A 25136-nucleotide genomic window follows, 5' to 3' on the forward strand; every position below is an offset into this window, starting at 1 on the left:
CCTCAGCGATACAGCCGGTTCAGATAGCGGACGAGGTCATAGGCCTCGTCCGTTGTCAGATGCGGGCCAAGGGCGTTCTGGATCAGCGTGACATAGACCTGCCAGATCCGGTCCTGCAGCCCCAGCGACTTTTCCGTCAGCAGCAGATTCTGCCCGCGCCCGGCTCCGGGGGCGGCTTCGCGCCGGATCAGACCGGCCTTTTCCATGCGCGTGACGTGGCGCGACAGCGCGTATTGCGGCACGGCCAGCCGGTTCTGCAAGGCCAGCATCTGCACGCCGCCCGCGCCCGCCTGTTCGACGGCATACAGGATCTCGTACCAGATCGGGTCGGCGATGCCCAAGGCGCGCAATTGCTTTTCGATCTCGGGCATCAGGCTGCGCTGGATGCGCAGGATGGCAAAGAACACCCGGTTATAGGCCGTCTCGGGGGTGTCATCGCCGAATTGCGGCTGGCGTGGCGCTGGCATCAAGGTGAAAGACAAGGCACGATCCTGCTGTGATTGCCGCAGGATACGCCAATCGCCGCCGGACCGCGACCCCGCGCGGTGCAGTTCTGCTTGGCGGGCCGGGGCGGGCGGGATATGACGGGCCTTCGCCTATGAAGGAGCCTTTGGGATGGACGCCACCGACCGCATTGCCCGCACGATCGCCACCGAAATCAGCGCGACCCTCGCGCAGGTGATCGCCGCGACCGGGCTTCTGGACGGGGGCGCGACCGTGCCGTTCGTCGCGCGCTATCGCAAGGAAATCACCGGCGGGCTGGATGACACGCAATTGCGCAATCTGGCCGAGCGTCTGGCCTATCTGCGCGAGCTTGAGGCCCGCCGCGCGGCCATCGTCGATTCGATCAAGGGGCAGGGCAAGCTGACCGACGATCTGGCCCGCGCCATTGCCGGGGCGCAGACCAAGGCCACGCTGGAAGACATCTACCTGCCCTATAAGCCCAAGCGCCGCACCAAGGCGATGATCGCCCGCGAAAACGGGCTGGAGCCCTTGCTGCGCGCCATTCAGGACGACCGCGCCGTTGCCCCCGAGGCCCTTGCCTCCGGCTATTTGTCCGACACCGTGGCGGATGTGAAAGCCGCGCTGGACGGCGCGCGCGACATTCTGGTCGAGGAGCTTTCGGAAAACGCCACCCTGCTGGGCCGTCTGCGCGATTTCATGCAATCCGAGGCGATCATCCACGCCAGACTGGTCGAGGGCAAGGAACAGGTCGGCGCCAAGTTCAGCGATTATTTCGACCAGCGCGAGAAATGGTCCACCATCCCCGCGCACCGGGCGCTGGCGATCCTGCGCGCCGCCAAGGAAGAGGTGCTGACCATCGACATCGCGCCTGAACCCGAAACCGGCGTGGCGCGTGCCGAAGGCATCGTTGCGGCGGCCCTGGGGCGGCTGGGCGACGGTCCGGGCGACGCATGGCTGCGCAAGGTGGCGGGCTGGTGCTGGCGCGTGCGGCTGTCGAACACCATGTATATCGACCTGCTGACCGAATTGCGCGCCCGCGCCCATGCCGAGGCAATCCGGGTCTTTGCCCGCAATCTGCGCGACCTGCTGCTGGCCTCTCCGGCGGGGGCGCGTCCGACCATCGGGCTGGATCCGGGCATCCGCACCGGCGTCAAGCTGGCCGCCGTCGATGCGACCGGCAAGTTGGTCGCCACCGAGACGCTGTATCCGTTCCCGCCGAAATCCGATCTGCGCGGGGCCGAGGCCGCGCTGGCTGCGGCCATCGTCAAGCATGGCATCGAACTGATCGCCATCGGCAACGGCACTGCCAGCCGCGAAACCGAACGCATGGTCACGGATGTGCTGAAACGCCTGCCTGCGGGCGTCAAGGCGCCGGTCAAGGTGATCGTGTCAGAGGCCGGGGCCTCGGTCTATTCCGCGTCCGAGCTGGCGGCGAAAGAGTTTCCGGGGCTGGACGTGTCGCTGCGCGGCGCGGTGTCCATCGCCCGCCGCTTGCAGGATCCGCTGGCCGAACTGGTGAAGGTGCCGCCCGAATCCATCGGCGTCGGCCAGTATCAGCATGACGTGGACCAGCGCCAGCTTGCCAAGACGCTGGAAGCCGTGGTCGAAGATGCCGTGAACGCGGTTGGCGTGGACCTGAACACCGCCTCGGCACCGCTTCTGGCGCATGTCGCGGGGCTTGGCCCGTCGCTGGCGCAGAATATCGTGGCGCATCGCGATGCCGAAGGGGCCTTTGCATCCCGCGCCGCGCTGAAGAAGGTCACGGGGCTGGGGCCACGGGCCTTTGAACAATGCGCGGGTTTCCTGCGCATCCGCGACGGCAAGGAACCGCTCGACGCTTCTTCCGTCCACCCCGAGGCTTATGGCGTCGCCCGCAAGATCGTCGCCGCCTGCGGGCGCGACATCCGGCAGATCATGGGCGATGGCAGCGCGCTGAAATCCGTCCGGGCCGAGGCCTTTGTCGATGACAGTTTCGGCCTGCCGACGATCCGCGACATCCTGTCGGAACTGGAAAAGCCCGGCCGCGACCCGCGCCCCAGCTTCGTGACCGCCAGCTTTGCCGACGGGGTCGAGGACATCAAGGATCTGCGTCCCGGCATGGCGCTGGAGGGCACGGTGACGAATGTGGCGGCCTTCGGCGCCTTCGTCGATATCGGCGTGCATCAGGACGGTCTGGTCCATATCAGCCAGTTGGCCGACCGCTTCGTGAAAGACCCCAATGAGGTCGTGAAGGTCGGCGATGTGGTCAAGGTCCGCGTGACCGAGGTGGACGTGGCCCGCAAACGCATCGGGCTGACCATGCGCAAGGATGGCGGGGCCTCGGCCCGCGAGGCACAGACCGAACGCGGGCCGAAATCGGCCCCGGCGCGGGGGCCCAAGACGGCAAAGCCCGCAGCCCAGCAGGAAGTCGGCGGGCTTGGGGCTGCCTTGCTGAACGCCATGCGCAAAGGTTAAGGGCGCAAGGGCTTGCGGGCCTGACCCGACGCCTCGGCGCCTTCTTGATGAAGGCGCCGAGGCGTGGCCTGTGCCGCCAACAGGCGCGTTCCGTCAAAGCGCGCGCGGGGTCAAAGCGTCAGCAGCGCGGCACGGAAATCGGGATCGGACAGCACCACTTCTTTCGTGCCCAGTGCCGCCGCCCGTGCCAGCGCGCGCGAGGTCTGGATCTGCGCAAACTCGACCGCCTGCGCCAGATCGCGCCCGCATCCCAGCGCGGCGGTGATCAGCCCCAGAAACAGATCGCCCGTGCCCGCCATCGACACCGACAGGCGCGGCGTTGGATGTCGGCTGATGCCATCAGGCCCAAGGATGACGCTTTCCAGCATCCCCGCCGCCGTCTCCTCAAGGCTGCAGCCGGTGGCGATCAGATGCGCGCCCGGCGCCATGCGCAGATCGGCAAAGGCGCGCGGCAGGTCCGCCAGCGCGCGGATCGGCTGGCCGGTCAGATAGGCGATCTCGAACGGGTTGGGCGAGGCGATGTCGGCCAGAGGCAGCAGCGCATCCTTCAGCACGGCGGCAATCGCTTCGGGCACATACAGCCCCGGCTTTTCGTCCCCCATCACCGGATCGCACAGATAGATCAGCGCGGGATTTTCCGCCTTGGCGCGGCGGATGAATTCGGCCGTCATCAGCGCGATCTCGACCGAGCCGATATAGCCGGTCACGACATAGCGCGCGCGCCCCGGCAGCCCGCGTTCCCAGACGCCCTGCAGCAGGTCGGCGAAATGGTCAGGCGGCATCGCGCGACCGCGCAGCGTGGGATAATCCGGCGTGTTCGAGAACACCACCGTCGGCACGGGCGCGACATCCAGCCCGGCGGCCAGCATCGGAAAGACCGCCGCCGAATTGCCGACATGGCCCAGAACGACCTGACTTTGAATGGAAATCACCAAAGGCGGTGTCATGAATTGCCCTCCAGCCGGGCCGACCAGTCCTCGACCTTGCCGCTGTCCAGACGGCGGGCGGCATAGCTGCGCCAGCCCTCAGCCAGCACGTCCAGCGCGGCGATGCCCTGCAATTCCGGCAGGTTCAGCCGGTCGACATAAAGCGCGCGCCACAGCCGCTGCACCGTCCATTCCGGGGCCAGACGGTCGATCAGTTCCAGCCCGTCGCCGGGACCGACCTTGCCGGGTTGCAGGACGCGGTAATACCAGCCGGTGCGCCCGCTATCCTGCACCAGCCGAGCCAGTTTCGGCACGCCGAACCTGTGCGTCAGCTTCCAGCAGGGCTGCCGCCCCTGACTAACCTGCACAAGCGCGCCGCCCAGCCGGAAGATGTCGCCCACCGCGACATCGGCCTCGGTCAGTCCGCGGGTCGAGATGTTTTCCCCAAAGGCCCCCGGCGCATCCAAGAGCGCAAGCGCGCCCAGATCGGCGCGCCACGCGGCATAATGATCGAAGGGATAATGATGCACGGCCTTTTCCGGCCCGCCATGCACCCGGCGATCGGCCTGTTCATCGCCCGCCAGCCCCTCTGTGCCAAGCGCAAGGGGCGCATGGACCGGGCGCTTGTCGATGCCGCTGCGTTTGTCGCTGCCTGGCAGGGGGGCTGCACGCCCGGTCAAAAGGGTGATGCTGGTCATGGCGTGGTCGCTGGCTGTCAGAGACGCCAGATTACCGCTTAGCGTCGCCGCCACAAGGCGAAACGCCCGCCTTTCGGGGCGGGCGTCAGGATCAGAAATCCCAGTCTTCGTCTTCGGTCGCCACGGCCTTGCCGATGACATAGGAAGAGCCCGAGCCGCTGAAGAAGTCATGGTTTTCGCTGTCGGGCGACAGGGCCGCCATGATCGCCGGGTTGACCTCGCAGGCCTGCGGCGGGAACAGCGCCTCATATCCCAGATTTTGCAGCGCCTTGTTGGCGTTGTAATGCAGGAAGGCTTTGACATCCTCGGTCAGACCGATGCCGTCATAAAGCTCGGCGGTGTATTTCTGTTCGATGTCATACAGATCGAACATCAGCGCAAAGGCGAAATCCTTCAGTTCGGCGCGGCGGGCCTCGTCCAGCTTTTCGGCGGCGCGCTGGAATTTATAGCCGATATAATAGCCATGCACGGCCTCATCCCGGATAATCAGGCGGATCAGGTCAGCGGTATTGGTCAGCTTGGCGCGCGACGACCAATACATCGGCAGATAAAAGCCGGAATAGAACAGGAAGCTTTCCAGAAACACGCTGGCGATCTTGCGTTTCAGCGGATCCGAGCCGGCCTTGTATTCTTCAAGGATCAGCCGCGCCTTGGCTTGCAGATGCGGGTTTTCTTCCGACCAGCGGAAAGCCTCATCGACTTCTTTTGTCAGGCACAGCGTCGAAAAGATCGACGAATAACTGCGCGCATGGACCGCCTCCATGAACGAGATATTCGACAACACCGCCTCTTCATGCGGCGTGACGGCATCCGGGATCATCGACGGCGCGCCCACGGTATTCTGCACCGTGTCCAGAAGCGTCAGGCCGGTGAAAACGCGAATGGTCAATTCGCGTTCTTCCGGGCGCAGCGTGGCCCAGCTTTGCACGTCATTCGACAGCGGCACTTTTTCGGGCAGCCAGAAATTGACGGTCAGACGGTTCCAGACCTCAAGATCCTTTTCGTCCTCAAGCCGGTTCCAGTTGATGGCGCGCAGCGGATTGCGCAAGATATGATCCTTCATCGGACCTTCCCCTTATTCGATTTGAGGTTACAGGGTGCAGGAGACGCAGCCTTGCACCTCGGTCCCTTCAAGCGCGGTCTGGCGCAGGCGGATATAATAGATCGTCTTGATGCCTTTTTTCCACGCGTAGATCTGGGCGCGGTTGATGTCGCGCGTCGTGGCCTCGGCGGGGAAAAACAGCGTCAGCGAAAGCCCCTGATCGACATGTTCGGTCGCCGCCGCATAGGTGTCGATGATCGCATCCGGACCGATTTCATAGGCGTCGCGATAATATTCAAGGTTTTCGTTATTCATGAAGGCGGCAGGATAATAGACCCGGCCGATCTTGCCTTCCTTGCGGATCTCGATCTTGGCGACGATCGGGTGGATCGAGCTGGTCGAGTTGTTGATATAGCTGATCGAGCCGGTCGGAGGCACGGCCTGCAGGTTGCGATTATACAGCCCGTCTTTCATCACCGCCACTTTCAGCGCCGCCCAGTCTTCGCGGGTGGGTAGGGTGATGTTTTCAAAGACCCGGGTCACATCCTCGGACACCGGCAGCCAGTCGCGTTCGGTATATTTGTCGAAGAACGTGCCATCGGCATATTTCGACTTGTCGAAATCCTTGAAGCTGTGACCCTTTTCCTTGGCCAGCAGGTTCGATGCGCGAATGGCATGATAGGCGATGGCAGCGAAATAAACGCTGGTGAATTCAACGCCTTCGGGGGATCCGTAATGGATGTGTTCGCGCGCCAGAAAGCCGTGCAGGTTCATCTGGCCAAGGCCCACCGCATGGGCTTCGTCATTGCCGCGACGGATCGACGGGACCGAGTCGATGGCCGACATTTCCGAGACCGCGGTCAGCGCACGCACGGCGGCTTCGACGGTGGCGCCGAAATCCGGGCCATCCATGGTCGCCGCGATATTCAGCGAACCGAGGTTGCAGGAAATATCGGTGCCCATATGCGAATAGGACAGATCCTCGTTGAACTCGGACGCCTCATTCACCTGCAGGATTTCGCTGCACAGGTTCGACATGGTAATGCGGCCATGCACGGGATTGGCGCGGTTCACCGTATCCTCGAACATGATATAGGGATAGCCGCTTTCAAACTGGATCTCGGCGATGGTCTGGAAAAATTCGCGCGCGTTGATCTTTTTCTTCTTGATGCGCTTGTCATCGACCATCTCGGCATATTTCTCGGAGACCGAGATTTCCGAGAAGGGAACGCCATAAACCTTTTCCACGTCATGCGGCGAGAAAAGATACATATCGTTGTTTTTCTTGGCCAGTTCAAAGGTCACATCGGGAATGACGACGCCAAGCGACAGCGTCTTGATGCGGATCTTTTCGTCGGCATTTTCGCGCTTGGTATCAAGGAAGCGCAGAATATCGGGGTGATGCGCATTCAGATAGACCGCGCCCGCGCCCTGACGCGCGCCAAGCTGGTTGGCATAGCTGAAGCTGTCTTCCAGCAGTTTCATCACCGGAATGACGCCCGAGGACTGGTTTTCAATGCCCTTGATCGGCGCACCCGCCTCGCGCAGGTTGGTCAGCATCAGGGCGACGCCGCCGCCGCGCTTGGACAATTGCAGCGCCGAATTGATCGAGCGGCCGATGGATTCCATATTGTCTTCCAGCCGCAGCAGGAAACAGGAAATCAGCTCGCCCCGCGATTTCTTGCCGGCATTCAGAAATGTCGGCGTCGCAGGCTGGAAACGCCCGGACAGGATTTCCTGCATGAAGCTCATGGCCAGGGCTTCATCGCCGCGCGCCAGCGCCAGCGACACCATGACCACGCGGTCTTCATAGCGTTCCAGATAGCGCTGCCCGTCCCGGGTTTTCAGCGTGTAGCTGGTGTAATATTTGAACGCGCCCAGAAATGTTGGAAAACGGAATTTCCGCTCATAGGCGGCGTCCCAGATGGCGCGCTGGAAATTCTTGGAATACTGGTCCAGCACTTCGGGTTCATAATAACCCTCGTCGATCAGATAGCGCAGCTTTTCATCAAGGTTGTGAAAGAAGACCGTATTCTGATTGACGTGCTGCAGGAAATACTGCCGCGCAGCCTTGCGATCCGCGTCAAAGCGGATGCGGCCTTCGCCGTCGTAAAGGTTCAGCATCGCGTTCAGCGCGTGATAATCAAGCTCGGCCTTTACGCCATCGTCAAGCATTCTGTCCCCCAGAATTTGTGAAGCCCGTCATGGACGCGGGCAATATCGTTGTCGGTTCCTGCCAGCTCGAAACTGTAAAGCAGCGGCACATTGCATTTCTCGGCGATCACACGACCCGCAAGGGCATAGGTGGCGCCGAAATTCCGGTTGCCCGCGGCGATGACGCCGCGCAGCAGGGCCCGGCGACCCGGATCGTTCAGAAAGCGGATCACCTGCTTGGGCACCGCGCCACGACCCTCGCCATCAGCGAAGGTCGGTGAAATCAGCACATAGGGCAGGGCGGGTTCAGGCGTCGCATCGGCGGGCGAAATCGGGATCCGCGCCGCCGTCAGCCCCAGCCGCGCCACGAAGCGCGCCGTGTTCCCCGAGGCAGACGAGAAATAGACCAGCCCGCCCATCGCCCTTAGGACAGGCGGCCGATCATGTCGGGACGGAAACCCGCCCAATGCGCATCGCCCGCCACGACGACCGGCGCCTGACGATAGCCCAGCGAGGTCACCAGCTGCATCGCCGCGTCGTCTTCGGTCAGGTCGATGATGTCATAGGCCAGCCCGCGAGCGTCCAGCGCGCGGGTGGTTGCGGTGCACTGCACGCAGGCAGGTTTGGAGTAGACCGTGATGCTCATTGCCTGTTTTCCTTTTTTTCGTCTGTCATGTCGTGGCGATCTGCCTGCGGCAACCTGCTGGCTGATCCCACCGTCAAAAGCAGATCGGCAAACGGGCATCGGCTACTTACAGTTGCGTGACGATCCGAAGCGCCTTGCGGGCAGTTCGAGTCGCCGCTGTCATCTCGCACCCCCACTATATAGACATCGGCCGGGCTGCGCTACCCATATATGGTGGTCTGAACGCAGAACATCAGTCTTAACGTTTCCGTGCGCACACGTGATCCGCCACCTGTCGTGAACAGGATGGAAAGTGCATTTCTTCTTTTGGTTGTACGGATACCGCAGGGCGGGGCGGGCGTTCTAGACCCGCATCCAGTCCGCGTCCATATCAAAAACCGCGCCGGGATGCTGATATGCAGTCTTGCGCAGGACGGCCTGTGACGCAATGCGCAAGACTACATCGCGGCGCGGTTTGCCGGGGCATCGGGCACTGCGGATGAAACCGTGGTCCTGCGCTTGTCGTTGGATCCCGACGCTGCCAGTCTGCAGCCCGCAAACAGGAGAGACCGATGACCACCCGTTATCTGCACACAATGGTGCGTGTTCTGGACCTTGAAAAAACCATGGCGTTTTTCCGACTCCTGGGGCTGGAGGAGACGCGCCGCATCGACAATGACAAAGGCCGGTTCACCTTGGTGTTCATGGCGCCGCCCGGCCAGCCGGAATGCCCGGTCGAACTGACCCATAACTGGGATGGCGACGATGGCCTGCCCTCGGACAGTCGGCATTTCGGGCATCTGGCCTACCGCGTCGAAAATATCTACGACATGTGCCAGAAGCTGATGGATGCGGGTGTGACGATCAACCGCCCGCCGCGCGACGGCCATATGGCCTTTGTGCGCAGCCCGGACAATGTGTCCATCGAATTGCTTCAGGAAGGCGACGACCTGCCGCCGCAAGAGCCGTGGTCCAGCATGGAAAACACCGGCCACTGGTAAGCGCCGCCCGCCGGAATGAAACAAGGCCGAAGCAAGCGCTTCGGCCTTTTTCGTTACCCGATCTGCACCATGCGGTGCTTCTTCTTCCCGACCGAGACTTTCAGCCCCGCGCCGATCATCCCCGCATCCACGACCAGTTGCGGGTCGGCAATCGCGTCATTGTTCAGGCGCAGCCCGCCTTCCGCGATCAGGCGCTTGGCCTCTTTGCCCGAGGTGGCGATCCCGGTCTGGGCCAGAAGCTGCACCACCGATACCGGCAGCGCATCGGCCGCGATCGTCACCACCTCAAGATCGCCGCCTGCGCCGCCCTGTTCAAAGACCTCGCGCGCGGTGGCCTCGGCCGATGCGGCGGCGTCGGCGCCGTGCAAAAGCGTTGTCACCTCATTGGCAAGGATGATCTTGGCGGCGTTGATCTCGGACCCCGACAGCGCGGCAAGGCGGTCGCATTCCTCGACCGGCAGTTCGGTATACAGCTTCAGGAAGCGCCCGACATCCGCATCGGTCGAGTTGCGCCAGAACTGCCAGAAGTCATAGGGCGACAGCATCGCGCCGTTCAGCCAGGTCGCGCCGCCCGCCGATTTGCCCATCTTGCGTCCGTCCGAGGTCGTCAGCAGCGGCGAGGTCAGGCCAAAGATCTCTCCGTCCAGCACGCGGCGGGTCAGGTCGATGCCGTTGATGATATTACCCCATTGGTCCGACCCGCCCATCTGCAGGCGGCAGTCGTAACGGCGGTAAAGCTCAAGAAAGTCATAAGCCTGCAGGATCATGTAGTTGAACTCGAGGAAGCTCAACGACTGCTCGCGGTCCAGACGGGATTTCACCGATTCAAAGGACAGCATCCGGTTGACGGAAAAATGCCGTCCAATGTCGCGCAGGAAATCCAGATAGTTCAGCCCGTCCAGCCATTCGGCATTGTTCAGCATCAGGGCCTTGTCCGGGCCGTAATCAAGGTAGCGCGCAAACACCTGTCCCATGCCGTCGATATTCGACTGGATGGCCGCCGCGTCCAGCAGCGGGCGTTCGTCCGAGCGGAAGCTGGGATCGCCCACCTTGGTCGTGCCCCCACCCATCAGCGTGATCGGGCGGTTGCCGGTCTTCTGGAACCAGCGCAGCATCATGATGTTCAGCAGATGGCCGACATGCAGCGACGCGGCCGTCGCGTCATAACCGATATATGCCGTCACCGAACCGTTGATCAGCGCGTCATCCAGCGATTGCAGATCGGTGCAGTCGGCCAGATAGCCACGCTCGACCATCACATGAAGGAAGTCGGATTTGGGCTTATAGGTCATGAGCGTTTCCTTTCGAATGGCAGCGGATATACCTGTGGCGGCAAAAAAGGGGAACAGGCGAATGATCCGGGCCTTGGGGATGATGTCGGGCACATCGCTGGACGGCGTTGATGCCGCGCTGATCGACACGGATGGCGTGCGGATCGGCGGCTTTGGCCGCTCGGCCTATCGCGCCTATTCCGGCAACGAATCTGCCATGCTGCACGCCGCGCTGGGGCAGTGGCCGGGGGATCTCGATGTGGCCGAGGCGGGCGCGCTGTCGGTGGCGGCTCATGCCGCCTTGGCCGAAGGGTTCCCGGATGCCGGGCTGATCGGCTATCACGGCCAGACCCTGGCGCATGATCCGGGCGGGCGCGGCACGCATCAGGCCGGGGATGGCGCGGCGCTGGCTGCCCGGCTGGCGCGTCCTGTCGTCTGGGATTTCCGTTCGGAAGACGTGCGGCAGGGCGGCGAGGGCGCGCCGCTGGCGCCGTTCTTTCATTGGGCCTGTGCGGAATGGGCGATGGGGCAGGGGCTGTTGCCGCGCGCGCCGGTGGCGTTTCTGAACCTTGGCGGCGTCGGCAATGTCACATGGGTCGATCCGACCGCCACAGCCCCCGAAGCGGACGGGGCCTGCATCGCCTTTGATACCGGCCCGGCCAATGCGCCGCTGAACGATCTGCTGCGGGCGCGGCGCGGCATGGCCCGCGACGAGGGCGGCGCTCTGGCCGCGCGGGGCACCCCCGACGATGCGGTGATCGCGGATTTTCTGACCCATCCGCATTTCGCGCGCCCGGTGCCGAAATCGCTGGATCGCGACGCTTTCGATCTGTTGCCGCGTGTGGCGCATCTGTCCGATGCCGATGCGGCGGCGACCTTGACGCATGCGGCGGCGGCTGCGGTCGCTGCGGGCATGGCGCTTGTGCCGCCGGTCGCGCTGCTGCTGGTTTGTGGCGGGGGGCGGCACAATGCCGCGATGATGGCGGCGCTTGCGGCCCGGCTGGATTGCCGGGTCGCGCCGGTCGATCAGGCCGGGCTGGATGGCGACATGCTTGAGGCGCAGGCCTTTGGCTGGCTTGCCGTGCGCGTCCTGCGCGGGTTGCCCACATCCGGTCCGGGCACCACCGGCGCGCCGGGGCCGGTCTGCGGCGGACGCATCAGTCACCCGCGGCGGGGCTGACGCGACTGTGCCAATGCCTTGGCATATTTGCGTTTTCGTGAACTCTTCTGTCGATCTGGCGGGAACGATGGCGCGGTCATGCGCGTTTCAGCCCCGTCACGACGGCGCGGTTGCGCCAAACCAGAGACCGGAGGATCCATGTCCATGAAACCCTTTGTCATTGCAGCGACGGCAACCGCAATCGCCTTTGCCATGCCGGCGATCGCGCAGGAAACGCAGCCCGCCCCCGCAGCCGAGGCCGCACAAAGCGCCGCAGGCACGGCAGAAGCCGCCGCCGAGAATGCCGAAGCCGCGGCCGACAAGGCGGCGGACGAGGCGGGCGCTGCAGCCGAACAGGCCGCCGATGAGGCGTCGCATGCCGCCGATCAGGCCGCGGATGCTGCGGCGACCGCGGCAGATGATGCCGCCGGGGCCGCCGAGACCATGGGCGGCGAGGCTGCCGAAACTGCCGCCGACGCCGCGCAGGATGCGGAAGAGGCGGCCTCGGATGCAGCGGATTCGGCGGCCGATGCCGCAACCGAAGGGCAGGCGGCTGCCTCGGTGACGCCGCCCGATGTGAAGCCGCCGGCGATTTCCGAGGCCGATCCGGGCGTTCTGGGCACATGGATCACCTCGCGCCGGATCTGGACCACGAACCAGCCGTCCAGCCAGGAATGGGATCAGCCCGAGGCGCTGGATGAACGTCCCGCCGAATGGCAGGACATTGCCAAGGTCAATGACATGGTGCTGGACGATTCGGGGCAGGTCGTGGGCTATATCGCCGATATCGGCGGCTTTCTGGGCATCGGCGCCAAGAAGGTGCTGCTGGGGGTCGACGCGATCCATATGGTAACGGTGGGCACGGATACATTCTTTGCCACCAACTATACCAAGGCCGAGTTGGAAGCGCTGCCCGATTTCGACGAAAAGACCGTGCGCAAGTAAGCCTTGTCCCATGATCCGGGGCGTCCTGCGGGACGCCCCGTTTTCTTTTTCGGCTTCGCGCGAAAATCCTGCGATGAGGCTCTTGACGGGGGCGGCACCCGTGCGTAAACACCGCCCACTCCGGAAGGTGATCCGGGGAAGATATGCTGCGCGGTTGTAGCTCAGTTGGTTAGAGTACCGGCCTGTCACGCCGGGGGTCGCGGGTTCGAGCCCCGTCAACCGCGCCATTATCTTCCAGATATCACCAGACGATGCGCGGTTGTAGCTCAGTTGGTTAGAGTACCGGCCTGTCACGCCGGGGGTCGCGGGTTCGAGCCCCGTCAACCGCGCCATCATCCTTTCTTCTTTTTCCGATCAGTTCCTGATATCCGATGCTCGGCCATGTCGCAGCGTCGCATGGGTATTTTCAAAACAAGGACGCCGGAAGCTGTGCGTCCGGGGCGATGCCGATGCGTCTTGCGAGGGCTTTTCATCGGGGCGCAATTCCCTATGCTGACCCTCAAGATGAAGGGGAGACGCCGATGGCGCGTGGAATTGATTACGGCGGGATGATGCATCGGGCCATGCAGCGGCTGATTGCGGATGTTCTGGAAGCCGTGGCGCAGGAAGGTCTGCCGGGCGAGCATCATTTCTTCATCACCTTTGACACCCGCGATCCGGATGTCGAGATGGCCGACTGGCTGCGAGAGCGTTATCCCGAAGAGATGACCATCGTCGTGCAGCATTGGTTCGAGAATCTGGAAGTGCGGCCCGATGGTTTCACCATCACGTTGAATTTCGGCAATTCGCCCGAGCCGCTTTATGTGCCGTTCGATGCCGTGCGCACCTTTGTCGATCCCTCGGTCGAGTTCGGGCTGCGCTTCGAGACCCAGCCGGACGATGATGAGGACGAGGAGGACGGCGAGGACGAGGCGGCCTCGGGGGACGAGGGCGGCGACGATACGCCCAAGGGCGGCGCCGAGGTCGTCAGTCTGGACAAGTGGCGCAAATAGGGGCGTCATATCCCTGTCACCCCCACGCAATAGAGCGGCCTGAGGCAATACTGCAGGAGGCCGCTTTGTCCGATCTGTCTTTGTTCTTTGGCCAGTTTCTGCGCCGTCCTTCCGAAATCCGCGCCATCGCGCCCACGGGCCGCGCCACGGCGCGCGAAATGGCGCGGCTTGTGACCCCCGACATGCAGGCGGTGGCCGAGATCGGTTCCGGAACCGGGACGATTTCCGCAGCGATCCTGAACACCGGCCTGCCGCCCGAGCGGCTGGAAATGTATGAGCTGAACGCCGCCTTTTGCGGCCGTCTGCGGGATCGTTTTCCGGGGGCGGTCGTGCACAACCTGCCTGCGCAGGAGATGGTCAATGTCGGCCGCGCGGGGCTGGATGCTGTGATTTCCGGCGTGCCCACCTTGCCCATGCCCGACGAATTGCAATCGGCCATCGTCGGCGCGGCCTTTCAGATGATGAAGCCCGGCGCGCCCTTCGTGCAGATCACCTATGGCCCCGCCCCGCCGCTGTCAGAGGCGGTGCGCCGCAAATTCGCTCTGTCGCATACGAAAAGCCCGCGCATCTGGGCAAATCTGCCGCCCGCACAGGTCTATGTGTTTCGTCAGCTTTAAGCGGCTTTCACGCCGGGCCACGATGTGACCGCTAACTGCGTTATTCCGCTTCCGAATTGCTTATCCGGGGCGCGCGGGCTAAAACCCGCGCAAACTCGTGAGGGATGATGACATGACCGATACCCGCACCGAAACCGACAGCTTTGGCCCGCTTGAGGTTCCGTCCGACAAGTTCTGGGGCGCGCAGACGCAGCGCTCGATCATGAACTTCCCGATTGGCTGGGAGCGTCAGCCGGTCCCGGTGATCCGCGCGCTTGGCATCATCAAGCAGGCCGCTGCGCAGGTGAACATGGCCACCGGCAATCTGGACGCCACGCTGGGTAATGCGATGGTGCAGGCCGCAAGCGAAGTGGCGGCGGGCAAGTTCGACGACAACTTCCCGCTGGTCGTGTGGCAGACCGGATCCGGCACGCAGTCGAACATGAATGCCAATGAAGTCATCTCGAATCGCGCGATCCAGATTCTGGGCGGCGAGATGGGCTCGAAAAAGCCTGTGCACCCCAATGACCATGTGAACATGGGGCAGTCGTCGAACGACACCTTCCCGACCGCGATGCATGTGGCCATTGCCATGCATGCCCGCGATCTGCTGATCCCGGGGCTGGAAAAGCTGCACAAGGCGCTGGTCGCCAAGTCCGAGGAATTCAAGGACATCATCAAGATCGGCCGCACCCATACGCAGGATGCGACGCCGCTGACCCTGGGTCAGGAATTCGGCGGCTATGCCCATCAGGTTGCCAAGGGCATCGAGCGCGTCAAACTGGCCCTGGGTGACATCTATGAACTGGCGCAGGGCGGCACCGCCGTCGGCACCGGGCTGAACACCAAGAAGGGCTGGGACACGGCCATCGCGGCGGAAATCGCCAAGATCACCGGCCTGCCGTTCGTCACCGCGCCGAACAAGTTCGAGGCGCTGGCCGCGCATGACGCGATGGTGTTCTTTTCCGGCGCGCTGAAAACCGTCGCCGGGTCGCTGTTCAAGATCGCCAATGACATGCGCCTGCTGGGGTCCGGCCCGCGGTCTGGTCTGGGCGAGCTGATCTTGCCGGAAAATGAGCCCGGTTCCTCGATCATGCCGGGCAAGGTGAACCCGACGCAGGCCGAAGCGCTGACCATGGTTTGTGCCCATGTCATGGGCAATGACGCGGCCATCGGATTTGCCGGCTCGCAGGGCCATTTCGAGCTGAACGTCTATAACCCGATGATGTCTTATAACGTGCTGCAATCCATGCAGCTTCTGGGCGATGCGGCGGGCTCGTTCACCGACAATATGGTCGTCGGCACGCAGGCCAATATTCCGCGCATCGACAAGCTGATGAAGGAATCGCTGATGCTGGTGACGGCGCTGGCGCCGACCATCGGCTATGACAACGCGACCAAGGTCGCCAAGACCGCGCATAAGAACGGCACCACGCTGCGCGAGGAGGCCATCGCGCTGGGTCTGGTCGATGGCGAGACCTTTGACCGCGTGGTCCGCCCCGAGCAGATGGTCGGGCCGGAAGACTGATGCGCAGCGTCCCGCGGCTGAGGCTTCAGGGCGGGACGGATCAGGCGCTGGCGCTGCGATGCGCAGCCGTTCTGAAACCAGACCTTTCGCCGGGAGATCCGGCGGAAGGCGCGCCTGACGCGCCGGTCATGCGTCCTGCTGCCGAAATTCTGGGCGAGATTGGCGCGACATCGGGGCGTTTGGGCAAATATGGCTTTGCCGGATGCGGTCTTTGGTCACAGGATCGGTTTGGCGTTGGCAGGCAGTGCGTTGAATGACAAAGATCATCAATCTTCGCCTGGCGCGAAAAACGGCCGCACGGGATGCGGCGCGCAAGCAAGGTGACGAAAATGCGGCCCGGTTTGGCCGCACGAAGCAGCAGAAACAGGTTGAGAAGGATGATCGCGACCGTGCCGCGCGCCATCTGGATGGTCATCGGCGCGATGGTGATAGTCACGATGCCTGAACTGCCCGCGATGTCCGCGCCCGCCAAACGCTCGGTTACGATTGGGGGGCATCGCACCTCGGTCAGTCTTGAGGATGCCTTCTGGCGCGAATTGCGCGGCATCGCCAAGATGCGCGGCCAGACCGCCGCCGCGCTGATCGCGGCCATCGACGCCAAGCGTCCGGCCGAGGTGGGGCTGGCCACCGCCTTGCGGCTTTATGTGCTGTCGGAACTGCTGAAACGGCTGCGTTAGGCCCGTAACGCTTGCGGGTTCGGCTTTCGCTGGCTAGAAGCGCCTGCGATATTCCGTAGAAATTGGGAAGCACCATGGCAGGCCATAGCAAATGGGCCAATATCCAGCATCGGAAGGGCAAGCAGGACAAGCTGCGCTCGAAGCTGTTCTCGAAGCTGGCCAAAGAGATCACCGTCGCCGCGAAGATGGGCGATCCCGATCCCGACAAGAACCCCCGGCTGCGTCTGGCGGTCAAGGAAGCCAAGTCGAGTTCGGTGCCGAAGGACGTGATCGACCGCGCGATCAAGAAATCGCAGGGCGGTGACGCCGAGAACTATGACGAGATCCGCTATGAGGGTTACGGCCCGAACGGCATCGCGATCATCGTCGAGGCGATGACCGACAACCGCAACCGCACCGCGTCCAATGTCCGCAGCTATTTCACCAAGCATGGCGGCGATCTGGGCCAGACCGGATCGGTCAACTTCATGTTCGACCGTAAGGGCGAGATCATGTATCCCGCCAGCGCCGGTGACGCCGACACGGTGATGATGGCCGCGATCGAAGCCGGGGCCGAGGATGTCCAGAGCGACGAGGACGGGCACTGGATCTATACCTCGGACACCGATCTGGCCGAGGTCTCGACCGCGCTGGAAGCGGCGCTTGGCGAAAGCGAGACGGCGAAGCTGATCTGGAAGCCGCAGGCTCCGACCGAGATCGACCTTGAGACGGCGACGAAGCTGATGAAGCTGATCGACGCACTGGAGGACGATGACGACGTGCAGAACGTCACCGGCAATTTCGACATCCCCGAGGATGTGGCCGCGCAGCTTTGATTGCGGGCCTTGGGCCGGTGAGTATTTGAAGAACGAAGAAGTCAGGGTCGCAGGTCTGCTGCGGCCCTTTCCTTTATTGTGCGGGTCAGGGGCGCGAGGCTTTGGCGCATGGCGCGCTGCACATGCCAGTAAAGCGGGATGTCCAGCGGCAGGTCGGCGTTCAGATGCGCCAGTGGCGGCCGCGCCATGGTTTCGGGGATCATGCCCCAGCCAAGGCCCAGTTCCACCGCCCGCGCGAAGGCTTCCGAGGAGGGGATCATGTGGCCGGTCGGGTGCAGGCGCTGGCCGGTCTGCAGCCGCGCCCAGCGGCTTTGCGCGGCGTCCTTGTGGTTGAAGATGACCGCCGGGGCTGCCAGCGTTTTCGCGGTGATGCCGCCGGCGAAATGGCGCGCGATGAAATCCGGCGTGGCCATCGCGTAATAGCGCATATGGCCCAGCGGCGTGACCTCGCATCCCGGAACCGGGTGCGGGTCCGAACTGATGACCGCCGAGACCTGTCCCTTGCCCAGCCAGTCGCGGGCGTGGTCCTGATCGTCGATCAGCAGATCGTAAAGCACCGGCAGGGCCGTCATGACCGGCGGGAACCATGTGGCAAGGCTGTCGGCATTGACCGCGATGCGCAGGGTCGGCTTTGGCGCGGTAGGGTCCAGCGCCTGTTCCAGCAGCCGCACCTGATCCAGATGCTGCACCAGCCGCATGGCCTTGGCGGTGCCGCGCGCGGGCGGGCCGCGCTGGATCAGCACCTCGCCCAGCTTTTCCTCGAGTCCCTTGATGCGCTGCGAAATAGCCGAGGGGGTGACGCCCAGGGCCGCGGCTGCGGCTTCGAACGAGCCGCGGCGGATGATCTCGGCCAAGGCAATGAGGGCGGGATAGTCGAGCATTAGCCTGCCTTCATTTGGGTAAGGATTATGAATTTGCCTGAATAGCACGCCTGCGGCAAGAAGGCCGGAAAACGGGAGAGTGCGATGCAGGCTTATCTTGCCGGGCTGGCGACGGGACTGTCGCTGATCCTGGCCATCGGCGCGCAGAATGCCTTTGTGCTGAAGCAGGGGCTGATGCGGCGCCATGTCTTTGCGACCTGCGCGTTCTGCGCCTTGTCGGATGCCGTGCTGATCGTGCTGGGCGTCATGGGGGCGGGGGCGATGGCCGCGCATTTTCCGTGGTTCCTGCCGCTGATGCGCTGGGGCGGCGCGGCGTTTCTGCTGGTCTATGGGGCGCGGGCCCTTCTGGCGGCGTGGCGGGGGGGTGGCGCGTTGCACGCAAGCGAGGCGGCGCCCAGCCTGTCTGCGACGCTGGTGGTCATTGCCGCGCTGACATGGCTGAACCCGCATGTCTGGCTGGATACGGTCGTGCTGCTGGGGTCGCTGTCCAGCGGCTTCGACCGTCTGCCCTTTGCGGCGGGGGCGGTCAGCGGATCGTTTCTGTTCTTCTTTTCGCTGGGCTATGGTGCGCGCTTTCTGGCTCCGGTCTTTGCGCGGCCCAAGGCGTGGCAGGTGCTGGATGTCTGTGTCGGTCTGGTCATGTGGACCATCGCATTCGGGCTGATCGTCAAGGGCTGACTTGCGCTTGCCCGCCGCAGCCGTCATGGCTGGTGGCATGAGCGGAACTTCCACCAGACAGGACGTGATCGGCATCCTTTGGATGCTGTCGGCCGGGCTTTGCTTCGTCGCGGTCAACGGCACCGTGCGCTGGCTGGGTCAGTCGCTGCCGGCAGCCGAGGCGGCGTTCCTGCGCTTTGTCTTTGGGCTGGTATTTCTGGTGCCCGTGCTGCTGCCGGCCTTGCGGCGGGGCTTTGCGCCCAAGGTCTGGCGGCTGTTTGCCCTGCGTGGCGCGCTGCATGTGGTGGCGGTGATCCTGTGGTTTTACGCCATGGCCCGCATCACCGTGGCCGAGGTGACGGCCATCGGCTTTCTGAACCCGATCATCGTCACCGTCGGCGCAGCCTTGCTGCTGGGCGAGCGGCTGTCATGGCGGCGCGGGCTGGCCATCGTCGTGGCCTTGGGCGGGGCGCTGATCGTGCTGCGCCCCGGATTGCGTGTGCTGGAGGCAGGCCATATTGCGCAGCTTGGCGCGGCGGTGGCCTTTGGGTCGTCCTATCTGGTCGCGAAACGCCTGTCGGATCTGGCACCGCCCGCCGTGGTCGTGGCGATAATGTCGCTGACGGTCTGCATCGGGCTGGCGCCGATTGCCGCGCTGGACTGGGTGGCGCCGTCGGCGCTGCAATGCGCGGTGCTGGCCTGCACGGCGGCGTTCGCGACGGCGGCGCATTATGCCATGACGCGGGCCTTTGTCGCGGCACCGCTGACCGTCACGCAGCCGGTGGTGTTCCTGCAGCTGATCTGGGCCAGCCTGCTGGGCGCGCTGGTCTTTGCCGAGCCGGTGGATCTGTGGGTGCTGATCGGCGGCGGCGTGATGATCGGCGCGATCTGCTATATCACATGGCGCGAGGCCCGGTTGCGGCGCGCGGTCACCCCGCCCCCCGGTCTGGCCCGCGAGGGATAGGCGCGCAGCCGCAAACGAAAACGGCCCGCATCAGCGCAGGGCTGACACGGGACCGTCGCGGCGCTTCGTGTGGCGCGGTCAATGCCGCGGCCTCAGTGTTCGGACGCGCCGCCTTTTCTGGCGCCGGGATCGACAAGGCGCAGCATGATCGAATGGCGCGTGACACGCCCGCCGCCTTGCAGGGGCAGGGCATCGCTGCCGGAATCGGTCAGCATCCGCATGGCATCGCGCACCGGCGTGTCGCGCGGGATGGGATCGCCCGCAGCCTCGCCGGGTTCGGCCATGTCCTCGGCGGTCAGCACGCCCAAGGGGTTCATGTGGGCCACAAAATCCTCGACATAGGCATCGACCGGGTTCGCGATGATTTCGCGCGCCGTGCCGACCTGCACGATGCGCCCGCCCTCCATCAGGGCGATGCGGTTGCCGATGCGGAAGGCCTCGTCCAGATCGTGGCTGACAAAGACGATGCTGCGCTGGAAGCGCTGTTGCAGTTCCAGCAGTTCATCCTGCAGCCGGGTGCGGATCAGCGGGTCCAGCGCGCTGAAGGGTTCGTCCATCAGCAGGATCGGCGCTTCGGTCGCGAAGGCGCGCGCAAGGCCCACGCGCTGCTGCATGCCGCCCGACAGATCGCCCACCTTGCGATCCGCCCATTCGGTCAGCCCGACGGTGGACAGCTGCGATTCGACCCGCTTCTGGCGTTCCTTGGGCGGCACGCCCGCAAGCTCCAGCCCCAGCCCGACATTCTCGCGGACCGAACGCCATGGCAGCAGGCCGAACTGCTGAAAGACCATGGCGACATTGTGGCGGCGCAGGCGGCGCAACTCGGCCCCGCGTGCCTTGGTGACCGAGGCCATCTGCTTGCCGTCCCAGATCCGCACATCGCCGCGACAGACCTGATTAAGCCCGTTCACCGCCCGAAGCAGCGTGGATTTGCCCGAACCGGACAGCCCCATCAGCACCAGAATTTCGCCCTCGCGGACGTTCAGGCTGCAATTGTGGACGCCCAGAACCTGCCCGGTTTCCGCCTTGATCGGGCCGCGCGCCAGACCCTGATCCATCAGCGGCAGGGCAGCCTGAGGATTTTCGCCAAAGACGATGTTCACATTGTCGAATTCGACGGCGTTGCGATCTTCAGTCATTGTGTTTCCCCACGCGCAGCATCCGGTCCAGCATGATCGCGACGATCACGATGATGAAGCCGCTTTCAAAACCCAGCGCCGTGTTGACGCTGTTCAGCGCCCGGACGACGGGAACGCCCAGACCCGAAGCGCCGACCAGCGCCGCAATCACCACCATCGACAGCGACAGCATGATGGTCTGGTTCAGGCCCGCCATGATCTGCGGCAAGGCGCTGGGAAGCTCGACCTTCCACAGCAATTGGCGCGGGGTCGCACCAAAGGCCACAGCGGCCTCGACCAGCGCCTTCGGGGTCGAGGAGATGCCCAGATAGGTCAGGCGGATCGGCGCGGGCAGCACGAAGATCACCGTGGCGATCAGGCCGGGGACCATGCCGATGCCGAAAAACACGATGGCCGGGATCAGATAGACGAAGGTGGGCAGCGTCTGCATCAGGTCCAGAACCGGGCGCATCCATGCGTAAAGCTTGGGCCGGTGCGCGCAGGCGATGCCGATGGGCACGCCGATGGCCATGCAGACCACGCAGGCCGACAGCACCAGCGTCAGCGACTGCATCATCTCTTCCCAATAGCCCTGGTTCAGGACGAACAGAAAGCCCAGCAGGACCAGAAGGCAGGTCTTCCAGCTGCGTTGCAGCGCCCATGTCAGGGCGACCATCAGCAGGGTGAAGATCAGCGGATGCGGCAATTCCAGCAGCCACAGGATGCCGCCGATCAGCGAATCCATCGCCTTGGAGATGGCGTTGAAGACGAAGGCGGCATTGGCGTTCAGCCAGTCGAAGATCGCCTTGGCCGTCTTGCCGACCGGAATCTTGGTCCCGGTCAAAAGATCAGTGAGTTGTTCCATGCGTCTTTTCTTTCTGCCGGTCGGGATTTCGGTCCTGTCCTGCGCCGCAGCAGCGGCCGGTCAGGCTCTCGGGCCCCGGCGAGGGTAGATGAAATCGCGCCCCGAAGGACATGGAGAGGGGGTGCGGCGGGGACAGGGCCCCGCCTGCCGATACTTATTGCAGCGCCTCGGTCACGGCTGCGGCGGCATCGCCGCCATCGAAGGTCGTCACGCCGGCCAGCCACGGCGTCACGGCATCGGGATTGGCCTTCAGCCAGGTCATCGCCGCGTCCGAAGGCGAATCGCCGTCGTTCAGGATCAGACCCATCACGTCGTTTTCCATCGGCAGCGAGAATTCGAGGTTTTGCAGGAATTTTCCGACATTGGGGCATTCGCCCACATAACCCGTGCGGACATTGGTATCCACCCGCGCGCCGCCGAAATCGGGCCCGAAAATGTCATCGCCGCCCGCAAGATAGGTCATCTTGAACTGGTTGTTCATCGGATGCGGGGCCCATCCCAGAAAGACGACGGGCTGGCCTGCATTATCGGCCCGCGCCACCTGCGCCAGCATGCCCTGTTCGCTGGATTCGACGATCTCGAACGTGCCCAGATCGAATTTGTTGTCCGCGACCATCTCCAGCAGCAGGCGGTTGCCGTCATTGCCGGGCTCGATCCCGAAGATCTTGCCATCCAGCGCGTCTTTCTGCGCGGCGATCTTGCTGAAATCGTCGATGCCCAGCTTGGCGCCGGCCTCATTGGTGGCAAGGGTGTATTTCGCGCCGGTCAGGTTGGTGCGCACCACCTCGACCGTGCCGCTGTCGCGATAGGGTTTCAGATCGCCTTCCTGGCTGGGCATCCAGTTGCCAAGGAAGATGTCGACATCGCCCTTGGCCATGGCCGTATAGGTCACGGGCAGCGCAAGGATCTTGGTTTCGGTCTTGTAGCCAAGCGCGGTCAGGACCGTCGAGGCCAGACCCGTCGTGGCAGAAATATCCGTCCAGCCCACATCGGCGAAAACGACATCGCGGCAAGCAGCAGGCTCTTCCGCCAGCGCCGTTCCCGCTCCGGTCGCTGTCATGGCCAGACCGGCAAGGAATGCGGCGGTGCGGCGAAATTTCATCATGTTCTCCCCAAGTTTTGTTCTGTTTCGTTGAGTAAGGCGTTTATTAATTGACGAGTCAATCAAAACACAGCTAGTTCCGAATATAAACCGTATATCCACAGGAAGGTGCCTCCGTATGCCCAAGCTTGGTGCAGAGCCTATCCGAAAGGCGGCTTTGATCAACGCCACGATTGCGACCATTGGGCGTCGCGGATCGCTTGATGTCACCGTGGCGCAGATCGCCCGCGAAGCTGGCATGTCCACGGCGCTGGCGCATCATTATTTCGGATCCAAGGAACGCATCTTCCTGTCGGCCATGCGCCACATCCTGACGCAGTATCGCCGCATGAATCTTGCGGCGCTGCGCGGGGCCAAGGGGCCGCGTGCCCGGCTTTACGCCATCGTCGGCGCGAATTTCGGTGGCGACAATTTCGAGCGCGAGACCATCGCCGCATGGCTGAGCTTCTATTCGCTGGCCTTTGTCGATGCCGAAGCGGCGCGGCTGCTGCGCGTCTATCACCGGCGGCTGCATTCCAACCTGATGTCGGTGCTGCGCCCGCTGGTGGGCGATCAGGCCGCCAATATCGCCCATACGCTGGGGGCGCTGATCGACGGGGTGTATCTGCGCGCCGCCCTGTCTGACGCCCCCGAAGCCCAGGCCGCCGAGCGCCTGACACTGGATTATCTTGAAAGGGTCCTGCCATGAGCCATTCCGCCCAACCCACAGCCAGCCTTTACATCGACGGTCGTCCGGTCGAAGGGCAGGGGGCGGCACTGGCCGTGCATTACCCCTATACCGGCGAGGTCATCGCCACCTTGCATGAGGCAAGCGAGGCGCAGGTCGCCGCCGCCTGCGCCGCCGCCGCCAAGGCCCAGCCGGCATGGGCCGCATTGCGCCCGGTCGAACGTGGCCGCGTGCTTTTGCGCGCTGCCGCCCTCATCCGCGAGCGCGGCGAGGAACTGGCCCGGCTGGAGACGCTGGACACCGGCAAGCCCATTCAGGAAACCCGTGTGGCCGACTGGCCGTCGGGGGCCGATGCACTGGAATATTTCGGCGGGCTGGCCGCGACCATCACCGGCCAGACCATCCCGCTGGGCGGCGATTTCGTCTATACCATCCGCGAGCCGCTGGGCGTCTGCGCGGGCATCGGCGCGTGGAACTATCCCAGCCAGATCGCCTGCTGGAAGGCTGCGCCCGCGCTGGTCATGGGCAATGCCATGGTGTTCAAACCAAGTGAGGAAACCCCGCTTGGCGCATTGAAACTGGCCGAGATTTTGGCCGAGGCCGGTCTGCCTGCGGGGGTGTTCAACGTCGTGCAGGGGCGCGGGGCCGTCGGGGCCGCGCTGGTCACCGATCCGCGCGTGGCCAAGGTGTCGCTGACGGGCTCGGTCTCGACCGGGCAGAAGGTCTATGCCGCCGCCGCCGAGGGGATGCGTCATGTCACCATGGAACTGGGCGGGAAATCCCCGCTGATCGTCTTTGACGATGCGAGCCTTGAGGACGCGATCGGCGCGGCGATGCTGGCAAATTTCTATTCCTCGGGGCAGATCTGTTCAAACGGCACGCGGGTCTTCGTGCAGGACGCCATCCTGCCGCGTTTCCTTGAGCGGCTGTCCGAGCGGCTGGCGGCGGTGAAGATCGGCGATCCGCTGGAGGACGACACGCAGCACGGCCCCATCGTCAGCGCCGCGCAGGTCGACAAGATCCGCGCCGCCATTGCGCAGGGCAAGGCCGAAGGCGCGCGGCTGGTCTGCGGCGGGCCGGGCGAGGGCGCCTTCGTGCCGCCGACGGTCTTTGCCGATGCGGGCGACGACATGTTCATTGCGCGCGAGGAGATCTTCGGCCCGGTGATGACCGTGCTGCGATTCGCGACCGAGGATGAGGTGGTGGCGCGCGCGAACGCGACGCCCTATGGGCTGGCGGCCGGGGTCTTTACCCGCGATCTGGCGCGCGGCCACCGCGTTGCCGCCGCGCTGGAGGCGGGCACGACATGGATCAACGCCTATAACCTGACGCCGGTCGAGGCGCCTTTCGGTGGGGTCAAGCTGTCGGGCGTGGGGCGCGAGAACTCGGCCGCGGCCATCGAGCATTATTCGCAATTGAAGTCGGTCTATGTAGGCATGGGGGCGGTCGATGCGCCTTATTGATCGGCGCCCTGCGCGTGGCGCGGTCGGCATGGGTATTTGGAAAACAAGGAAACCCGCGGGCGCGGTGCAAA

The 25136-nt window shown here is 64.0% G+C and carries 27 protein-coding genes and 2 tRNA genes; 17 read left to right on the forward strand and 12 right to left on the reverse strand.

Annotation, left to right across the window (positions count from 1 at the left end; translation table 11 throughout):
• Positions 1–2 precede the first annotated feature (2 nt).
• Positions 3–482, reverse strand: coding sequence for a MarR family winged helix-turn-helix transcriptional regulator (locus GL284_RS09445; protein ID WP_341870334.1), 480 nt, complete (start codon positions 480–482; stop codon positions 3–5).
• Between the two features lie 133 nt (positions 483–615).
• On the opposite strand from GL284_RS09445, the gene GL284_RS09450 reads away from it, so the two are divergent.
• A complete protein-coding gene (locus GL284_RS09450) occupies positions 616–2919 on the forward strand; it encodes a Tex family protein (RefSeq protein ID WP_155044353.1) in 2304 nt (767 codons plus the stop codon).
• A 110-nt stretch (positions 2920–3029) separates the two neighbouring features.
• On the opposite strand, the gene pdxY is transcribed toward GL284_RS09450, so the two are convergent.
• The 6 genes from pdxY to nrdH form a co-directional block, all read right to left on the reverse strand.
• Positions 3030–3866 carry a pyridoxal kinase gene (gene pdxY, locus GL284_RS09455; RefSeq protein WP_155044354.1) on the reverse strand — a complete coding sequence of 279 codons (837 nt, stop codon included), beginning with the start codon at positions 3864–3866 and terminating at the stop codon, positions 3030–3032.
• A complete protein-coding gene (locus tag GL284_RS09460; protein WP_155044355.1) occupies positions 3863–4543 on the reverse strand; it encodes an MOSC domain-containing protein in 681 nt (226 codons plus the stop codon). Before GL284_RS09460 ends, pdxY begins: the two co-directional genes overlap by 4 nt.
• 91 nt (positions 4544–4634) lie before the next feature.
• A complete protein-coding gene (gene nrdF / locus GL284_RS09465; protein WP_155044356.1) occupies positions 4635–5606 on the reverse strand; it encodes a class 1b ribonucleoside-diphosphate reductase subunit beta in 972 nt (323 codons plus the stop codon).
• Between the two features lie 27 nt (positions 5607–5633).
• A complete protein-coding gene (gene nrdE / locus GL284_RS09470) occupies positions 5634–7760 on the reverse strand; it encodes a class 1b ribonucleoside-diphosphate reductase subunit alpha (RefSeq protein ID WP_155044357.1) in 2127 nt (708 codons plus the stop codon).
• Entirely contained in the window at positions 7742–8158 is a 417-nt protein-coding gene (gene nrdI / locus GL284_RS09475) for a class Ib ribonucleoside-diphosphate reductase assembly flavoprotein NrdI (protein WP_155044358.1), read from the reverse strand. Before nrdI ends, nrdE begins: the two co-directional genes overlap by 19 nt.
• A 5-nt stretch (positions 8159–8163) precedes the next feature.
• On the reverse strand, positions 8164–8385 hold the full coding sequence (gene nrdH / locus GL284_RS09480; protein WP_142664303.1) for a glutaredoxin-like protein NrdH: 222 nt from the start codon (positions 8383–8385) through the stop codon (positions 8164–8166).
• Positions 8386–8936: 551 nt separating this feature from the next.
• On the opposite strand from nrdH, the gene GL284_RS09485 reads away from it, so the two are divergent.
• Positions 8937–9365 carry a VOC family protein gene (locus GL284_RS09485; RefSeq protein ID WP_155044359.1) on the forward strand — a complete coding sequence of 143 codons (429 nt, stop codon included), beginning with the start codon at positions 8937–8939 and terminating at the stop codon, positions 9363–9365.
• A 53-nt stretch (positions 9366–9418) separates the two neighbouring features.
• Here the strand turns inward: GL284_RS09485 and tyrS are convergent, their stop codons facing one another.
• Entirely contained in the window at positions 9419–10657 is a 1239-nt protein-coding gene (tyrS, locus tag GL284_RS09490) for a tyrosine--tRNA ligase (RefSeq protein WP_155044360.1), read from the reverse strand.
• 61 nt (positions 10658–10718) lie between these two features.
• Here tyrS and GL284_RS09495 point away from each other — a divergent pair, with 61 nt between their 5' ends.
• From GL284_RS09495 to GL284_RS09545, 11 genes are all read left to right on the forward strand, one after another.
• Complete coding sequence (locus tag GL284_RS09495; RefSeq protein WP_155044361.1) at positions 10719–11816, forward strand: anhydro-N-acetylmuramic acid kinase; 1098 nt, start codon at positions 10719–10721, stop codon at positions 11814–11816.
• Positions 11817–11954: 138 nt separating this feature from the next.
• A complete protein-coding gene (locus GL284_RS09500) occupies positions 11955–12740 on the forward strand; it encodes a PRC-barrel domain-containing protein (protein WP_230383002.1) in 786 nt (261 codons plus the stop codon).
• A 150-nt stretch (positions 12741–12890) separates the two neighbouring features.
• Positions 12891–12967 (forward strand) — tRNA-Asp (locus GL284_RS09505).
• A gap of 28 nt (positions 12968–12995) precedes the next feature.
• Positions 12996–13072, forward strand: a tRNA-Asp gene (locus tag GL284_RS09510).
• A gap of 189 nt (positions 13073–13261) precedes the next feature.
• Positions 13262–13732 carry an SspB family protein gene (locus GL284_RS09515; protein WP_155044362.1) on the forward strand — a complete coding sequence of 157 codons (471 nt, stop codon included), beginning with the start codon at positions 13262–13264 and terminating at the stop codon, positions 13730–13732.
• 65 nt (positions 13733–13797) lie between these two features.
• Entirely contained in the window at positions 13798–14349 is a 552-nt protein-coding gene (locus tag GL284_RS09520; protein ID WP_155044363.1) for a class I SAM-dependent methyltransferase, read from the forward strand.
• A 112-nt stretch (positions 14350–14461) separates the two neighbouring features.
• The gene (gene fumC, locus GL284_RS09525; RefSeq protein WP_155044364.1) at positions 14462–15856 is read left to right on the forward strand and encodes a class II fumarate hydratase; all 1395 of its coding nucleotides are present in this window, start codon (positions 14462–14464) and stop codon (positions 15854–15856) included.
• The gene (locus GL284_RS09530; protein WP_155044365.1) at positions 15856–16113 is read left to right on the forward strand and encodes a hypothetical protein; all 258 of its coding nucleotides are present in this window, start codon (positions 15856–15858) and stop codon (positions 16111–16113) included. Before fumC ends, GL284_RS09530 begins: the two co-directional genes overlap by 1 nt.
• Positions 16110–16301, forward strand: coding sequence for a DUF4169 family protein (locus GL284_RS09535; RefSeq protein WP_155044366.1), 192 nt, complete (start codon positions 16110–16112; stop codon positions 16299–16301). Before GL284_RS09530 ends, GL284_RS09535 begins: the two co-directional genes overlap by 4 nt.
• On the forward strand, positions 16294–16533 hold the full coding sequence (locus tag GL284_RS09540; protein ID WP_230383001.1) for a ribbon-helix-helix domain-containing protein: 240 nt from the start codon (positions 16294–16296) through the stop codon (positions 16531–16533). The genes GL284_RS09535 and GL284_RS09540 overlap by 8 nt, the downstream gene beginning before the upstream one ends.
• Before the next feature lie 74 nt (positions 16534–16607).
• Entirely contained in the window at positions 16608–17348 is a 741-nt protein-coding gene (locus tag GL284_RS09545; protein ID WP_155044367.1) for a YebC/PmpR family DNA-binding transcriptional regulator, read from the forward strand.
• Positions 17349–17389: 41 nt separating this feature from the next.
• On the opposite strand, the gene GL284_RS09550 is transcribed toward GL284_RS09545, so the two are convergent.
• Positions 17390–18229: a LysR family transcriptional regulator ArgP gene (locus GL284_RS09550; protein WP_155044368.1), complete on the reverse strand. Its 840-nt coding sequence runs from the start codon at positions 18227–18229 to the stop codon at positions 17390–17392.
• Between the two features lie 84 nt (positions 18230–18313).
• On the opposite strand from GL284_RS09550, the gene GL284_RS09555 reads away from it, so the two are divergent.
• Both GL284_RS09555 and GL284_RS09560 read left to right on the forward strand, forming a co-directional pair.
• A complete protein-coding gene (locus tag GL284_RS09555; RefSeq protein WP_155044369.1) occupies positions 18314–18907 on the forward strand; it encodes a LysE/ArgO family amino acid transporter in 594 nt (197 codons plus the stop codon).
• Between the two features lie 37 nt (positions 18908–18944).
• Positions 18945–19850 carry a DMT family transporter gene (locus tag GL284_RS09560; protein ID WP_230383000.1) on the forward strand — a complete coding sequence of 302 codons (906 nt, stop codon included), beginning with the start codon at positions 18945–18947 and terminating at the stop codon, positions 19848–19850.
• 92 nt (positions 19851–19942) lie between these two features.
• On the opposite strand, the gene choV is transcribed toward GL284_RS09560, so the two are convergent.
• The 3 genes from choV to choX form a co-directional block, all read right to left on the reverse strand.
• Positions 19943–20989, reverse strand: a complete 1047-nt coding sequence (gene choV / locus GL284_RS09565) for a choline ABC transporter ATP-binding protein (protein ID WP_155044370.1) — start codon at positions 20987–20989, stop codon at positions 19943–19945.
• Complete coding sequence (gene choW / locus GL284_RS09570; RefSeq protein ID WP_155044371.1) at positions 20982–21833, reverse strand: choline ABC transporter permease subunit; 852 nt, start codon at positions 21831–21833, stop codon at positions 20982–20984. Before choW ends, choV begins: the two co-directional genes overlap by 8 nt.
• Positions 21834–21987: 154 nt before the next feature.
• Complete coding sequence (gene choX, locus GL284_RS09575; RefSeq protein ID WP_155044372.1) at positions 21988–22935, reverse strand: choline ABC transporter substrate-binding protein; 948 nt, start codon at positions 22933–22935, stop codon at positions 21988–21990.
• 118 nt (positions 22936–23053) lie between these two features.
• On the opposite strand from choX, the gene betI reads away from it, so the two are divergent.
• Both betI and betB read left to right on the forward strand, forming a co-directional pair.
• Entirely contained in the window at positions 23054–23623 is a 570-nt protein-coding gene (gene betI / locus GL284_RS09580) for a choline-binding transcriptional repressor BetI (RefSeq protein WP_155044373.1), read from the forward strand.
• Entirely contained in the window at positions 23620–25065 is a 1446-nt protein-coding gene (betB, locus tag GL284_RS09585) for a betaine-aldehyde dehydrogenase (protein ID WP_155044374.1), read from the forward strand. The genes betI and betB overlap by 4 nt, the downstream gene beginning before the upstream one ends.
• Positions 25066–25136 lie beyond the last annotated feature (71 nt).

The sequence above is a fragment of the Paracoccus shanxieyensis genome (assembly GCF_009711265.1).
Taxonomy (GTDB): Bacteria; Pseudomonadota; Alphaproteobacteria; order Rhodobacterales; family Rhodobacteraceae; genus Paracoccus; species Paracoccus shanxieyensis.